Below are 13,427 nucleotides of genomic sequence, written 5' to 3' on the forward strand. Positions count from 1 at the left end.
TAGTGGGGTGTTTTTATTTATATGGGAGGTATATATGAATAATCGTTTAGTAGAATTAGATTCACTCCGAGGAATAGCAGCGTTAACTGTGTTCTGTAGCCATATCTATTTAGTATTTAATGAGACTTTACTAATGAAAATTCTTTTTGAATACGGACCATTACGTGTATTTACTGCAGGCAGTGAGGCTGTCACATTATTTTTTGTTTTGAGTGGATTTGTTTTGTCTTTCCCTTTTATTACTAACAAACCCTTTAATTATTTTGGCTATTTTATCAAAAGACTGTGTAGAATTTACCTTCCTTACTTAGCTGCCTTTTTACTAGCCATTATAAGTTGGAGGTTATTTTATACTAAAGAAATTGTGGGACTAAGCAATTGGTTTAATGTAAATTGGTCACAATCTATAAATTTTAATACTATATTGGTTCATATTGTTTTAGTAAAAACTTTTATGAGTAACCTAAATAATGTTATTTGGTCATTGGTACATGAAATGAGAATTTCACTTTTCTTCCCAATTATTATGTATATTTTAATGAGGATGAATTTTGTGAAAGGATTATTATTTGCATTTTTGTTATCAGTACTAAGTATGATTTACTTTTGGCAAACAAGCCCAAACTTTACAGGTACAGAATCGTATGTATCAATTCATTACTCAGCAATCTTTATAGTCGGTGCACTATTGGCAAGGTACAAAGACAATATAAGTCATAAGATCTCTTCCTTTAAGATTACATCGAAATTAGTATTATTCTTTACAGGAATCTGTTTATATTTATACGCTCATCCATCATTTATCTTAAGTATCATATATAATGATTTCCCCCCTTTTTACAGAACTGTAATAGACTCTTGGTTTACTTCATTTGGAGCAGGGATTTTGATTATGTTAGCAATTTCTTCTTCTCTTTTTTCAAAGATATTAAAGAACAATCTTATTATCTTTTTAGGCAATATTTCATACAGTCTTTACCTTACACATCTTATTGTTCTATTCGCAAGTATTCATTTATTATATGGGGTTCTTCCAATGTGGGTGATTTTATTACTCGTCATTGTAATCACTTTAATCGTGTCTTCTTTTATGTATTATTGGGTAGAGAAGCCTGCTATTAAACTTGGTAAATTACTAATCAATATTAATATAGATTATCAAAATGCCTGGAGAACAAAAGCGAGGAATAGTGAAGTGTAATTAGAAAGTGAACAAATTGTCATGTGAAGGGGAATTGATTCAGTATACTGATTACAGAAAGAAAATTTGAAAAGAATGATATAAAGATAGCCATAGGATTCTATTTATATGCCTAATTCCAAGGAAGGTACTCATGCTGTTGATTTTTAAAAGATTGTTTTTTATATTTCTGACCATTAGCTATATGTCTTTCATTTGGATCCAATCAAGTAAGTTTGACCCTGAGAGTCTAGTTGGTTTTTCAAGTACGTTAAACAGAACTGTATATTTGCTTATCGGCGCAAGTTTGGAGTTCGCCCATCTCTTTCAATTTGGCTTGTTGTACTTGTGTATAGTGATAATCTTCCTCAGTTTTGGTAGGTTGAGAACCTGGCAAGAGGTTACTGCTGCAGTAATCGCTCTTGCTTACGGAATAGTCGACGAAATACATCAGTTGTATGTTCCGTTTCGATCTTTTTCAATAGCAGACCTATTGAAGGATACAATTGGAATTGTCGTGTTTTGGTGGGTGGTGCACCGAAGTTATTTCTATAAAAAGAGTTCAAAAATAGGCCGATGGTTAAGAAGTGTAACTTAAAATAGCATAACTTTTTTATAAATTATTTGTCGAAATGATTTTCTTTAAAAAGAACACCTCTTGTTTTATAATTTACTGTATTGGTAGATAAGTGCGTTATTCGCGCTATTATTTTTTATTTCAATGTTCTATATAATGAACGTTAGGGGGTTATGAAAGTGGAAAAATTAAATGGTCAGCCGTTAGTTTTAAGCCACCAACCAATTCAATTCGAAACTTCACAAAGCTGGAATAAAGGACACGGTCCTGTTTCGGGCGATCCTGGAAAGAGCGATGGTGACAAATATCCACACGATCCATATGAACCAAAAAAGGACCATCCAAAAAAGCCTTAGAAAATAGAATTAAAAACACTAATTATATTGGAGTTGTCATGTTTAAATATCTGAGTAAAATGGGAGAACATACTGTCGAGATTTCCGTCGCGACTTCACCATCTATCCATTGTGAGAAGTTTTTTGGAAAGATAGAAAACACATTTCAAGTACCAGACTTGAAAGTAAATATTTTAACTAGTTACGGTAGCTCATTCACCGACTACGAAGTTTCAATAAAAAAACAAGTAGACAAAATCACCTTTCAAAGATCCGATTACCTAATAGAATCCACCCCAGACTACACATCAGCTACCATCCACGTCCACGACGAACTAGCGTTGAAGCACGCCCTTATGAACCTCTATAGCTCCTACATCGTCTACCACAACTGGGGCTTGATAATTCATTCGTCATGCGCAGTCCAGAATGGCAAGGCGCATATCTTTGCCGGTCATTCGGGAGCAGGGAAGTCGACGGCTGCAAGGCTTTCCGAACCTCGGGATCTACTATCGGACGAAGCAACGATCGTTAAAATCACGGAAGATGAGATCACTGTATTCGATTCTCCTTTCCGCAGTGAATTGCAATCCACAGGTTATCAACAGCCAAGCCCATTAGGAGGCATCCAGCTTCTGCATCAGGCAGATACGAATAGACTGGAAAAGACGCGCAAACCAGATGCGCTTTTATCGCTGATGGATAAGGTGTTTTATTGGAGCCATGATCCGGTGGAGACGCAACGGATTATGGGATTATTGCGTACTTTGGTAGAGAAGGTCCCGGTTTATGAGCTGTATTTCCGTAAAGATCCTACATTTTGGGAGCTGATTTCATAATGGTCCAATTTATTCAAAAGAATAGCTTTGATGCGACCCATATTGAGGATGAGTGGATCATTCTGGATACTGAACAATTTACGGTCACGAGGCTGAATGAGCTTGGGGGATTCTGCTGGCTGAAGCTTCAAGAGGCTCAGTCGGTGGATACTCTCCGCGAGGCAATTGATCAGGAATTTGGTGCGGTGTGTGAAAAAACTTCTATTGATAATTTCTTATCCGATTTAATGAAATGTGGGTTGATTAGTCATGCTATTTGATCAGGAAACGATTCTTTTTTTGAAGGTTGCGATTGAGAAGGATGGATTTCTTGATCTGCCTGCTCATGGGAATAGCATGTTTCCGTTAATCAAGAGAGGGGATGTATGCAGATTTGTGCCATGCAGCCCTGGCTCCTTGATGAAGGGAGACATCATTTTATTCCACAACGATCATGGACAGCTGATTGCCCACCGGTTTATCGAGGTGGAAGCGAATAACGATGTCCGTCATTATCTGTTCAAAGGGGACACGAACCTGGGGTATGATCAGCCAGTTACAGCAGATCAGCTGATTGGAAGGCTTACATTTATCAAAAAGAACCAACAAGAGATATCCACCGATGATTCCACTCCTCAACTGTGGGGAAAACTTCTTCTGGCCTTGCCCATCCTTTCAGGGGCACTACGAAAATATCTTATTTGGAAATCTCACTATACATATTTGTGGAGTACGCTATGGCGAAAATTGAACAGCTTGTAACGATTGCGAATCAATACTTTTCAATGAAGGATATCCGTAAGACCTTTTCGATGTTGAAGCCATTTTTTCATAAACATTGGAAGGCTTATTCGGCACTCCTTTTTTTATTAGGGTTTGATATCTTTTTTACCCTTGCTTTCGCATGGTTCTTTGGAAATATTACCGATGCAGCGATCCGAAGTGATTTTGAAGATTTGAAAAGACTGATTCCGATTGGGATTGGGCTTACTGTTCTGAATATCATTTCAAACTTCTGTGATATTTATTTTGAAACGATTGCCTCAAATGGCTTGAAAAAGGATTTAAAAGAACATTTATTCAAGCATATTCTCAGCCTGCCTGCAGGAATTGCCTCCAACCTTCGTTCCGGCGATCTTCTTTCGTATTTTACCAATGATATACACAGCATTGATGGTGTTACGGGGAGTAGTTTGATTAATTTGATTCGACTGCCGATCACCTATATTGCCGTCCTCATTTATCTATTCCAAATAAACTGGGTTTTGTGCTTGATAAGTGTCTTGATTGCCCCTATTGCCATTGTAGCAGGTGCCGGTTTTGGTTTGCTGCTGAAACGAAATGGCCGCAAGCTTCATAGTTTGATTGCTGAGATCAACAACACCTTGAATGAAACATTCCAGGGATTCCAGGTCATACGTTCTTTTACATTGGAAAAGAAGATATTTGAAAAATTCACACGCGAAAACGATGATTACTTTAAATTGGAGCTAGAGAACGCCAAGCTGCAGGGCTGGTATTATTCCGGGGGTTACTTGATCAGTTCTGTTGTCTTTCTTACCTGTCTCTCGCTGGGGGCTTATTTTGTCTATCAAAAAGAAATGACCATCGGTTCTTTATTGACCTTTACGAATCTCGTAGGCTATCTTGTTTATCCTTTAACAGGGATTGCAGGACAGTGGGCAGGATTTCAGAGGTCGATTACTGCGATCGAGAGAATCATTGATTTGGTCGAAAAGCCTGTTGCTTCATCAGAACTCCCGGCATACTCGCCTGTAAAATCTAACATAAAATCCATTGAATTTAAGAGTGTCACATTCAGTTATGATGAAAATAAAACGATTTTCTCTAACTTGAATCTGCAAATTGAACCGGGAAAAATGGTCGCTCTTGTTGGGCCGAGCGGGGCAGGGAAAACGACATTGTTCAATCTCCTTCAAGGTTTTTACCAGCCGCAATTGGGACAGATTTTGATAGATGGGATTTCGACAGACGAAATGACGCTGTCAGAATTAAGAAGCGCAATTGCCCATGTTCCTCAGGAAACGTTCTTATTTGCTGGAAGTATCCGAGATAACCTATTAATGGCGCGACCGGGAATAACTGAGTTTGAAATGATTGAGGCGGCAAAACAGGCTTGTATCCATGAATTTATCATAGGGCTTCCTGAAGGATATGATTCCGAGATTGGTGAAAGAGGAATTAAATTATCTGGCGGACAGAAGCAGCGAATCGCGATTGCGAGGGCTATTTTAAAGGATGCGCCCATTTTGCTGCTGGATGAAGCGACATCTGCTTTGGATAGCAATACTGAATCCATGGTAAAACAAGCGCTCGAGCATTTAATGAAAGATAAAACAACAATTGTGATTGCCCACAGGCTTTCAACAATCCAGAATGCGGACCAAATCGTTGTTTTGGACGAAGGGGAAGTAGTACAGATTGGCACACATGTAGAGTTGATTGCACAGGAGGGCCTCTACCAAAAACTGAATGCAACTGTACTAAAGCCTAAGAAGGCGGAACATTTATACTTGGTATCTAAATGAGTGGAGGTTCGAATCATGACAACTCAATTGCTGGAAGCATTGTATATGCCGGGAATGGCGTTGCCAAATGATGATTCCTATTATAAACAGCTCTTACGTAATCAGGATTTCGATTCCATTGCGCCGCAGGTCTATCATTTGTTAAAAGAGCGAGATAAGCTCGGTGAAATCCCTGGCTTTTTTTATCAGTACTTGAAGAAGCAATACCTTCAAACTTTGCAGCTCAATTTATTTGTAAAACATCAAACTAATTTACTTCTCAATCAATTTGAAGACAACAAAATAGAAGTTGTTCCGCTAAAAGGAGTCTTTTTTGCAGAAACTTATTTTGGAAACTTGGGTGCACGGAGGACTTCTGATATAGATTTGTTAATCAAGGAACAGAATCTTGAGGAAGCAGTAAAAATGGTTAAAAATCTCGGCTTCACAACTGAAGAGGAAAGGATTCCTGGTCATTTCCATTGCAGTTACAGCAAGCAACTGCCAGGTTCGGAAATTCCGTTGGTTGTTGAATTGCATTGGGATTTGCTGAAGGAGTCAACTGCGAATTTCTCTATACATGATTTCTGGCGAGCAGCCACACAACATGGACATTCTGATTTTATTAAAGAATTATCCGCATCCCATGAATTTTACATGATTACCTTGCATGGATGGCGGCACAACTTGGATTCTCTGAAATACTTTATGGATATTATTCAGCTAATTCATTGTTTAAAAGAGGAAATAGATTTTGAACAATTAGTCGCAATTGCTGAAACTCACAAAACAAGAAGAAGGATTGTACGGACACTTACCACTGTATATCAAGAGTTTCCTTTTCTAGATAAAATCAAGCCTTTCCCGTATAAATCTGGTAAGCACTACTTAAATTTAAGTGTTAAAAAGGATGGAAGCAGGTTTTATAAGAAATATGCAGATTATATTGATTATCAATATTTCAGCTATGATACTCCGAGCCATATTTTAAATGAAGTGATTGAAACGATTTTTCCCGGTAAGAAATAGTGTTATGAGAGTGGAGGGGTGGGAATAATAATATGAAAAAGGTAGGTGTTGTACTTGGTCCTGTTATTCTATTATCTTTCCCTTCTCAACCTAGCCGACGCAATCCTGACAGTGGCTGGACTCGAAAACTCGCTTATAACAGAGGTGAATCCGCTGATGGAGAGTTTGTATTCTCTGGACCAGGGAGTTTTCATCATGGTAAAAATTCTTCTCTCTGTGACGTTGTGGTTGTTTATCTTCTATAAAAGAGTTCCAAAATCAAATCTGATAAAAGCTCTGACTTTGTTTGCTGCTGTTTGTTATACCTCAGTGATATGCTTGCATGGATTCTGGCTGATCCAGCTCATCTGATCAGTCAGAGCTATGTTACTCTCTTCTAACTAACCCTCGAAAAAGTTCACTTCTTTTTACTATTTTCATATTCAATATCCATTTTTCCAGGAGTATAATTTTCTTATCATGTATAAGAAAGAAGGCGTATGGTTGATGTTTCAAACCATGAAGCGTGAGTTATTGGCCGGGATTACAGTTTCGGTTGTTGCGCTGCCGCTGGCATTGGCTTTTGGGATGCAGGCGACGGGTAATTCTGATGGGGCCATCATTGGTTTGTATGGTGCCATTATCACGGGGTTCTTTGCTGCTTTATTTGGCGGGACGAAGAGCCAGGTTACAGGTCCGACTGGACCGATTACGATTATCTTTACTGGTATTGTTGCAACACAGGGCCTTGAGTATGCCTTTATTGCGGCATTTCTTGGCGGGCTTTTTCAAATTCTTTTCGGCATTTTGAAGGCGGGCAATTATATAAAATTCATTCCATTGCCAGTGGTAAGTGGATTTATGAACGGGATTGCCATTATCATCATTATGGGGCAGCTGCAATATGTGACGGGCAGCTTTTTAGTCGTGCTACTGACCATTATATTTATGCTCGTTTCGATAAAATGGATAAAGTTCATTCCGCCAAGCTTGATGGCGCTGATTTTAGGAACAGTGGTTGTTATTCTTTTGGAAAAAGTAGTACCGGCTGTCCATTTCACTCTGCCGTTTATCAATGATTTTATCTTCTTTGACAGCGTTGCAAGAATTGGGGAAATCCCAAAAGGACTGCCTCAATTCCATCTGCCTGTAGCTGATTTAAGTACATTAATTCAGCTAATGCCAGCTGCTTTAAGTATTGCTGTGCTAGGATCGATCGATTCACTGCTGACTTCGGTTGTCATGGATAATATGACAGGTACAAAACACAAGAGCAATAAGGAATTAATTGGCCAGGGGATCGGTAACACACTTGCTGGATTATTCGGCGCTATGCCTGGTGCCGGCGCAACTGTTCGCTCCGTAGTAAACCTGCGCAGTGGTGGGCAGACAGCGATTTCGGCAATGGTCCACAGTGTTGCCTTGCTGTTATTCATGCTTGTGTTCGGTCCGTTAGCAGAGGAAATTCCACTCGCAGTCCTGGCAGGAATTTTGATTATGACTGGAATCACGATGTTCGATTATGACAGTTTGAAAATCCTCAAGGATGAGCCTCGTACGGACGCAGCGGTCATGCTGGTGACGATGATTTTGACAGTAGCTATCGATTTGATGGTAGCAGTTGGTGTCGGCATTGTCATGAGTGCGCTGATTTTCATGAAACGGATGAGTGATGAAGGATTTAAGATTAATAGTAAAACGAAAAATAGTTTAAATGTATACACCTTGGAAGGGCCGCTATATTTTGGAGCAACAGAGCTCATAACAAAGACAATAAGTTCGGATAACAGCCATGACATAGTGATTGACTTAGAAAAAGTTACAATAGTTGATGCTTCTGGTGCATTGCTCCTGCTGCAGCTCAAGGATCAGCTGAAGGAACGAGGCCAGAACCTTTATATTGTCGGCAATGACTTAGACCTTGGTGGTATTCTGCGAAAGATGAATATATTCCAGAAGTTTGGTGCCACCGGGCATTTTAATACAATGGAGGAATTATTACTTTATCTGCACAACAATAATGGAGAAGTGTTAATTCCATCATAATAACAAGGGGCTAATCAGCCTCTTGTTATTATTCATAAAGTTATTGCCATATTTTTCATATAAAGGTACAATATGAAAGTATTCAAATTTCTAAAGGAGGCAGTCGAAATGATTGATCTTAATCAAGCAACTAAATCAATTTCATATGTTTTACCTTCGGCCTGCCTGTATTGTGTGTAGTAGCGTTTATTTTTTTATGTAAAATTACTGCGTCAACCACAGACTGCATGTCTGTGGTTTTTTTGTGTCTAAAAACGAATGTACGTTCTTTAATGGAAGGGTGATATAGATGATTACAGTTGAAAATTTGAAAAAGGAATATAAATTAGTTAAGCGTGATCCAGGTCTAAAAGGAGCGATTAAGTCGCTATTTAACAGGAAGTATGAGACTAAGCATGCGGTGAAGGGGATTGATTTTTCCATCGAGCAAGGGGAAACGGTTGGCTACATCGGTGCGAATGGTGCCGGCAAGTCAACGACTATCAAGATGCTGACTGGGATCCTGACGCCGACATCTGGCAAGGTAACGGTGAATGGGCTTGTGCCGTATGAGAACCGCCAGAAAAACGCGGTGAACATCGGGGTAGTCTTTGGACAGAGGACGCAGCTGTTCTGGGATATTCCAGTGCGTGAATCTTATAATCTGCTAAAACACATTTATGAGATTCCTGAGCACGAGTATGAGGAAACGATCGGGATGTTCACGGAGGTCTTGAATCTTGAGCCGTTGCTCGGCATCCCGGTCAGACAGCTTTCGCTTGGGCAAAAAATGCGCTGTGAGCTGGCTGCAGCCTTCCTTCACAGGCCATCCGTTGTCTACCTGGATGAACCGACAATCGGTCTCGACATTGCGGTAAAAGTAAAGATTCGCAAGTTTATAAAAGAAATGAACCAGCGCTGGGGCACAACAGTGCTGCTGACTACACATGATATGCAGGATATTGAAGAAATCTGTGACAGGATCATCATCATTGATGGCGGCACGATTTTGTATGACGGTGGCCTTGATGAAATTAAAAAGCAGTTCGGCCAAAAGCGTGTCATCCATTTTGAACTGGCCGATAAAGAAAAATTTGTACTGCCAGCGTCACTCGATGGACAGGTGGAACTTTTACCGAACGAAGAAGAAACGAAGGTCAGCTTGTCTTTTGACCATGAGACGGTAAAGAGCTCGTTCGTCATATCAGAAATGATGAGCATGTATGAAATTGGTGATTTGAATATTGCGGATCCGAAGATTGAGACAATCGTAGAGGAGCTCTACAACAAGCAGGAACAGGGGGGGAAGCATGAGGAAATATTGGCAAATAGCTAAAGGGCGGATGCAGGAGAACACTGCCTATTCTGCCTGGTACTGGGCAGGGACCGTGTCTGCGGTGATGCGGCTGTTGATTATTTATTTCTTCTGGCAGGCGGTTTATGCAAACCAGACAACAATCCAAAATATTAATCTCGAAACGATGCTGACGTATATCGTGATTGCGATGCTGCTGCAGGGGTTTGTCGGCGGCGTCGGCAATGAGCTCGCCGAGAATATCAAGGATGGCCAGGTCGCAATCCAGCTGATGCGTCCTTACGATATGATTTTTAAATTATTTGCAGTCGATGTCGGCAGCAAAATCATGTACCTAATCCAGGGAACAATCCCTATGGTGTTGATTGCTTACTTTTTTATGGATTTAAGTTTTCCAAAATCGCCTGAGACGATCATACTTTTTGCACTTAGTGCGCTTATAGGTATTTGGATCGGCACGTTCTTTGATTTCCTGGTCGGAGTGCTTGCGTTCTGGACCGTTAATGTCTGGGGAGTCAGGGTGCTGAAGGAATCCTTGATTACATTTTTCTCAGGGGCATTGGTGCCAATCACGCTTTTCCCTGATTGGCTCAGAATCATCACAGAGTTTCTGCCGTTCCAGGCGATGGTTTATCTGCCGGTTTCGATTTATTCCGGGCTGATCACCGGAACTGAAGCTTATATGGCGCTTGGAATCCAGCTTTTCTGGTTGGTGTCATTATATGTATTGGTAAGGGTAATCTGGACCCAGGCGATTAAACAGATTACGATTTTTGGAGGTTAGGAGGCGATTATATGCGCCGTTATACGAGATTATATTGGGAGTTTGCCAAGAGCCATATGAAGGTGATGATGGAGTACCGTATCGACTTTTTGATCGGGGTATTCTCCGTCATGCTCGAGCAGTTCGCATCCATCTTTTTTGTAAAAGTGGTTTTCGACCACATTGAGCAGATCAATGGATGGTCGTTTTACGAGATATTGTTCATTTACGGCATCGCAGCAACGGGCAGGTCGATTCACCAGATTTTCTTTGATAATTTATGGACGCTTGGCTGGCAGTACATCAGGCCGGGGAAACTCGACCGTCTATTGATCAGGCCAGTGAATCCGTTGTTCCATGTCGTGGCGGACCGCCTCCATCAAGACGGGTTCGGCCAGTTGATTATTGGATTGATTATACTCGGCACAGCTATTCCACAGCTTGATTTAGTATGGGGAGCAGCAGAAATCGGGATGCTGGTTATAATGATTATTTCTTCGGGCTTGATCTTTGTGGCGATAAACTTATTTTTCGCGACGTTCAGTTTCTGGATGATCGACAGCCTGCCAATTGTATGGGCCGTTTTTAACATGAGCGACTTTGCGCGCTACCCGCTGACAATCTATCACAAGGGCATCCGCATGTTCCTCACTTGGGTTGTTCCATACGGATTCACAGCATTTTATCCAGCGGCTTATTTTATTGATAAGTCAGGTTACAAAGAATTCGCCCTTTGGACCCCGGTTGCAGCGATTGTTTGCTGCGTGATTGCCTATGCATTCTGGAACAGAGGACTGAAAGCCTTCGCAAGTACTGGCAGTTAAGCTGAAATCAACCCGATAAATGTAGGGGATTTTCTATAACCCCTGCCATTATCGGATTGCCCTATGGGAGTTCGGTCGAATATGATGAAACAAATAGATTGTTAGGGGTGGCGAGATTGTTGGAAAGCAAATCAATCAGGGAAGTGTGGCAGGAAATCGAGAGGGTCATGAATGAAAAACCAGAGCCAATCCTGGAAATGAATGTTGTATATCAGTATGACATAACAGGAGATGACAGCGGAACATTCCAATTGCTGATCTCTTACGGAACGGCTCGTGTTATCGAGGGGCCAGAGGCTAATCCGGATTGCACTCTAAAGCTTTCAGACAAAAACTTCAAGAAGATGATCATGGGCAAACTGAACGGAACAGCAGCTTTCATGACTGGCAAGCTGAAAGTACAGGGTAGCATGGGGCTAGCCCTTAAGCTGGAAGGAATTTTAAACGAATATAACCTTAATGAAACTGCATAATGACAAAGGATCAGGCACAAAAATGCCTGGTCCATTTTTTATTCCATAAAAAACTCTTTTCAATCCATAAAAAATATTTATTAAAAATCAGCACTATAATCTGACAAAAAGTAACAAGATGTGACACATCCTGTTATAATAAGGCTAACTATTTATGAGAATTAAGGAGATTCCTTATGGAACAATTTAAGAAAAATACCGCGTTATTATATGAGGAAGTAAAAGCAGTTAAGTTTTTTTTATGGACTTTTTATTTAATTCTTTTACCTTATGATCTAATCTATTATTATGTAGTCCCTTATTTTAACAAAGCAGAGGTGGGTTTACCATCAGGTGGTTTAGGGTTTTTCTTTCATATTCTTCTATTCGCGTTGCTGCCTTTAGCGATTTACTTGGTAAGGAAAGGTATGCCTGAAAGGATAAAATATTTATATTTTCTTTCTTTTATACTGGTGGACTTTATTAATATCTTTATGATTTACTGGGGATCCGACCAAGAATTAAGCAGTGGACATGTATTAGAAATATACTTTATATTGTTCTCTCCAATTTTTGTAGATAAACGATTTTTCTGGACTATGACTCTAGGATTTTTTATTAAATATCTGATTTCCGGGTTAGTGTTCCAATCCCCTAAAGTTATAGTTGCTTTGGGATTGATTATTTTTATCGCTATAATCTCGTGGATATTACTTACACGTTTTCAATCATACGTTAGTGCCATTACCTCGATTCATAACGATCTTAGGCAAAAAGAAAAACTAGCTGTAATTGGCCAAATGGCAACTGCTATTGCCCACGAAATTAAAAATCCTTTATCTTCATTAAAAGGATTTACTCAGCTTCAGCAGGAAAAGGATAAAGGGGACGATCAATACTATCCTATTATGCTTAATGAAATAGACAGGATTAACTCAATCGTAACGGATCTGCTGATTCTAGGAAAGCCTAGTACAGCAATTAAGAGTCCTAAAAATTTGGTGGATATTCTTCAGTATGTCGTTAATGTAATAGATCCACATGCCCAAAGAAAAGAAATAAACATCGAACTAGAATTAACCGATTCGCCAGTGCTGTTATGTGATGAAAATCAATTAAAGCAGGTTTTTATAAACTTGATAAAAAATGCTATGGAAGCAATGGTCGACGGGGGCACAGTAACTATTCATTCCGAAATAAAAGGAGACTTTGCTGAGGTCATTGTAATCGATGAGGGATGTGGAATCGAGCCTGAAAAGCTTGCTAAGCTTGGGGAACCTTTTTATACAACTAAGCAAAATGGGAACGGACTAGGATTAATGGTTACGAAAAAAATTATTGAAGAACATGGTGGTTTGTTTCAAATACAGAGTAAGCTTGGAAAAGGATCTTCTGTCACATTAAGTCTTCCTCTGGCAAAGTAAAAGAAGAATTATAATAGAATAATGAAATATTACCCAATAAATAAACCAAAAGGACTATTTTTCAGATAGTCCTTTTGGTTTATAATGAAGAAAATTGTCGATATTTGGCGTATGTCAAACTAGGTAATTATATTCATTTTTTTCTTATTCCACTAAAACTATAAAACTAAAAAGAATA

Annotated in this window: 15 protein-coding genes; all 15 read left to right on the forward strand. The window is 39.6% G+C overall.

Annotated features, from left to right (window positions below; all coding sequences use genetic code 11):
* The first annotated feature begins 34 nt into the window (after window positions 1-34).
* The 15 genes from M3204_RS12445 (at window position 35) to M3204_RS12515 (ending at window position 13,249) form a co-directional block, all read left to right on the forward strand.
* The gene (locus M3204_RS12445) at window positions 35-1,201 is read left to right on the forward strand and encodes an acyltransferase family protein (protein WP_251482158.1); all 1,167 of its coding nucleotides are present in this window, start codon (window positions 35-37) and stop codon (window positions 1,199-1,201) included.
* A 133-nt stretch (window positions 1,202-1,334) separates the two neighbouring features.
* The gene (locus M3204_RS12450; RefSeq protein ID WP_285856940.1) at window positions 1,335-1,778 is read left to right on the forward strand and encodes a VanZ family protein; all 444 of its coding nucleotides are present in this window, start codon (window positions 1,335-1,337) and stop codon (window positions 1,776-1,778) included.
* 158 nt (window positions 1,779-1,936) lie between these two features.
* On the forward strand, window positions 1,937-2,113 hold the full coding sequence (locus tag M3204_RS12455) for a hypothetical protein (protein ID WP_251482160.1): 177 nt from the start codon (window positions 1,937-1,939) through the stop codon (window positions 2,111-2,113).
* 335 nt (window positions 2,114-2,448) lie between these two features.
* The gene (locus M3204_RS12460; RefSeq protein WP_251482162.1) at window positions 2,449-2,931 is read left to right on the forward strand and encodes a hypothetical protein; all 483 of its coding nucleotides are present in this window, start codon (window positions 2,449-2,451) and stop codon (window positions 2,929-2,931) included.
* A complete protein-coding gene (locus M3204_RS12465) occupies window positions 2,931-3,191 on the forward strand; it encodes a PqqD family protein (RefSeq protein ID WP_251482164.1) in 261 nt (86 codons plus the stop codon). Before M3204_RS12460 ends, M3204_RS12465 begins: the two co-directional genes overlap by 1 nt.
* Complete coding sequence (locus M3204_RS12470) at window positions 3,181-3,672, forward strand: S24/S26 family peptidase (protein WP_251482168.1); 492 nt, start codon at window positions 3,181-3,183, stop codon at window positions 3,670-3,672. Before M3204_RS12465 ends, M3204_RS12470 begins: the two co-directional genes overlap by 11 nt.
* The gene (locus tag M3204_RS12475) at window positions 3,648-5,459 is read left to right on the forward strand and encodes an ABC transporter ATP-binding protein (protein ID WP_251482171.1); all 1,812 of its coding nucleotides are present in this window, start codon (window positions 3,648-3,650) and stop codon (window positions 5,457-5,459) included. Before M3204_RS12470 ends, M3204_RS12475 begins: the two co-directional genes overlap by 25 nt.
* A 15-nt stretch (window positions 5,460-5,474) precedes the next feature.
* The gene (locus M3204_RS12480; protein ID WP_251482173.1) at window positions 5,475-6,467 is read left to right on the forward strand and encodes a nucleotidyltransferase family protein; all 993 of its coding nucleotides are present in this window, start codon (window positions 5,475-5,477) and stop codon (window positions 6,465-6,467) included.
* 54 nt (window positions 6,468-6,521) lie between these two features.
* Window positions 6,522-6,818: a DUF5658 family protein gene (locus tag M3204_RS12485; protein ID WP_251482176.1), complete on the forward strand. Its 297-nt coding sequence runs from the start codon at window positions 6,522-6,524 to the stop codon at window positions 6,816-6,818.
* Between the two features lie 135 nt (window positions 6,819-6,953).
* A complete protein-coding gene (locus tag M3204_RS12490) occupies window positions 6,954-8,492 on the forward strand; it encodes a SulP family inorganic anion transporter (RefSeq protein WP_251482373.1) in 1,539 nt (512 codons plus the stop codon).
* Window positions 8,493-8,781: 289 nt separating this feature from the next.
* Window positions 8,782-9,807, forward strand: coding sequence for an ABC transporter ATP-binding protein (locus M3204_RS12495; RefSeq protein WP_251482179.1), 1,026 nt, complete (start codon window positions 8,782-8,784; stop codon window positions 9,805-9,807).
* A complete protein-coding gene (locus M3204_RS12500) occupies window positions 9,782-10,570 on the forward strand; it encodes an ABC transporter permease (RefSeq protein WP_251482182.1) in 789 nt (262 codons plus the stop codon). Before M3204_RS12495 ends, M3204_RS12500 begins: the two co-directional genes overlap by 26 nt.
* Window positions 10,571-10,581: 11 nt before the next feature.
* Complete coding sequence (locus tag M3204_RS12505; protein ID WP_251482185.1) at window positions 10,582-11,373, forward strand: ABC transporter permease; 792 nt, start codon at window positions 10,582-10,584, stop codon at window positions 11,371-11,373.
* 119 nt (window positions 11,374-11,492) lie between these two features.
* Window positions 11,493-11,846, forward strand: coding sequence for an SCP2 sterol-binding domain-containing protein (locus M3204_RS12510; RefSeq protein WP_251482188.1), 354 nt, complete (start codon window positions 11,493-11,495; stop codon window positions 11,844-11,846).
* Window positions 11,847-12,022: 176 nt separating this feature from the next.
* Window positions 12,023-13,249 carry an ATP-binding protein gene (locus M3204_RS12515; protein ID WP_251482191.1) on the forward strand — a complete coding sequence of 409 codons (1,227 nt, stop codon included), beginning with the start codon at window positions 12,023-12,025 and terminating at the stop codon, window positions 13,247-13,249.
* The last annotated feature ends 178 nt before the right edge of the window (window positions 13,250-13,427 follow it).

Origin of the sequence: Mesobacillus subterraneus, assembly GCF_023715485.1 — a bacterium.
GTDB classification, from domain to species: domain Bacteria; phylum Bacillota; class Bacilli; order Bacillales; family Cytobacillaceae; genus Mesobacillus; species Mesobacillus subterraneus_B.

Excerpts from the sequence above, each read along its gene's own strand:
- M3204_RS12445 (WP_251482158.1), top strand. The coding sequence starts at position 35 with ATGAATAATCGTTTAGTAGAATTAGATTCACTCCGAGGAATAGCAGCG.
- M3204_RS12450 (WP_285856940.1), top strand. The coding sequence starts at position 1,335 with ATGCTGTTGATTTTTAAAAGATTGTTTTTTATATTTCTGACCATTAGC.
- M3204_RS12460 (WP_251482162.1), top strand. The coding sequence starts at position 2,449 with ATGAACCTCTATAGCTCCTACATCGTCTACCACAACTGGGGCTTGATA.
- M3204_RS12465 (WP_251482164.1), top strand. The coding sequence starts at position 2,931 with ATGGTCCAATTTATTCAAAAGAATAGCTTTGATGCGACCCATATTGAG.
- M3204_RS12470 (WP_251482168.1), top strand. The coding sequence starts at position 3,181 with ATGCTATTTGATCAGGAAACGATTCTTTTTTTGAAGGTTGCGATTGAG.
- M3204_RS12475 (WP_251482171.1), top strand. The coding sequence starts at position 3,648 with ATGGCGAAAATTGAACAGCTTGTAACGATTGCGAATCAATACTTTTCA.
- M3204_RS12480 (WP_251482173.1), top strand. The coding sequence starts at position 5,475 with ATGACAACTCAATTGCTGGAAGCATTGTATATGCCGGGAATGGCGTTG.
- M3204_RS12490 (WP_251482373.1), top strand. The coding sequence starts at position 6,954 with ATGTTTCAAACCATGAAGCGTGAGTTATTGGCCGGGATTACAGTTTCG.
- M3204_RS12495 (WP_251482179.1), top strand. The coding sequence starts at position 8,782 with ATGATTACAGTTGAAAATTTGAAAAAGGAATATAAATTAGTTAAGCGT.
- M3204_RS12500 (WP_251482182.1), top strand. The coding sequence starts at position 9,782 with ATGAGGAAATATTGGCAAATAGCTAAAGGGCGGATGCAGGAGAACACT.
- M3204_RS12505 (WP_251482185.1), top strand. The coding sequence starts at position 10,582 with ATGCGCCGTTATACGAGATTATATTGGGAGTTTGCCAAGAGCCATATG.
- M3204_RS12515 (WP_251482191.1), top strand. The coding sequence starts at position 12,023 with ATGGAACAATTTAAGAAAAATACCGCGTTATTATATGAGGAAGTAAAA.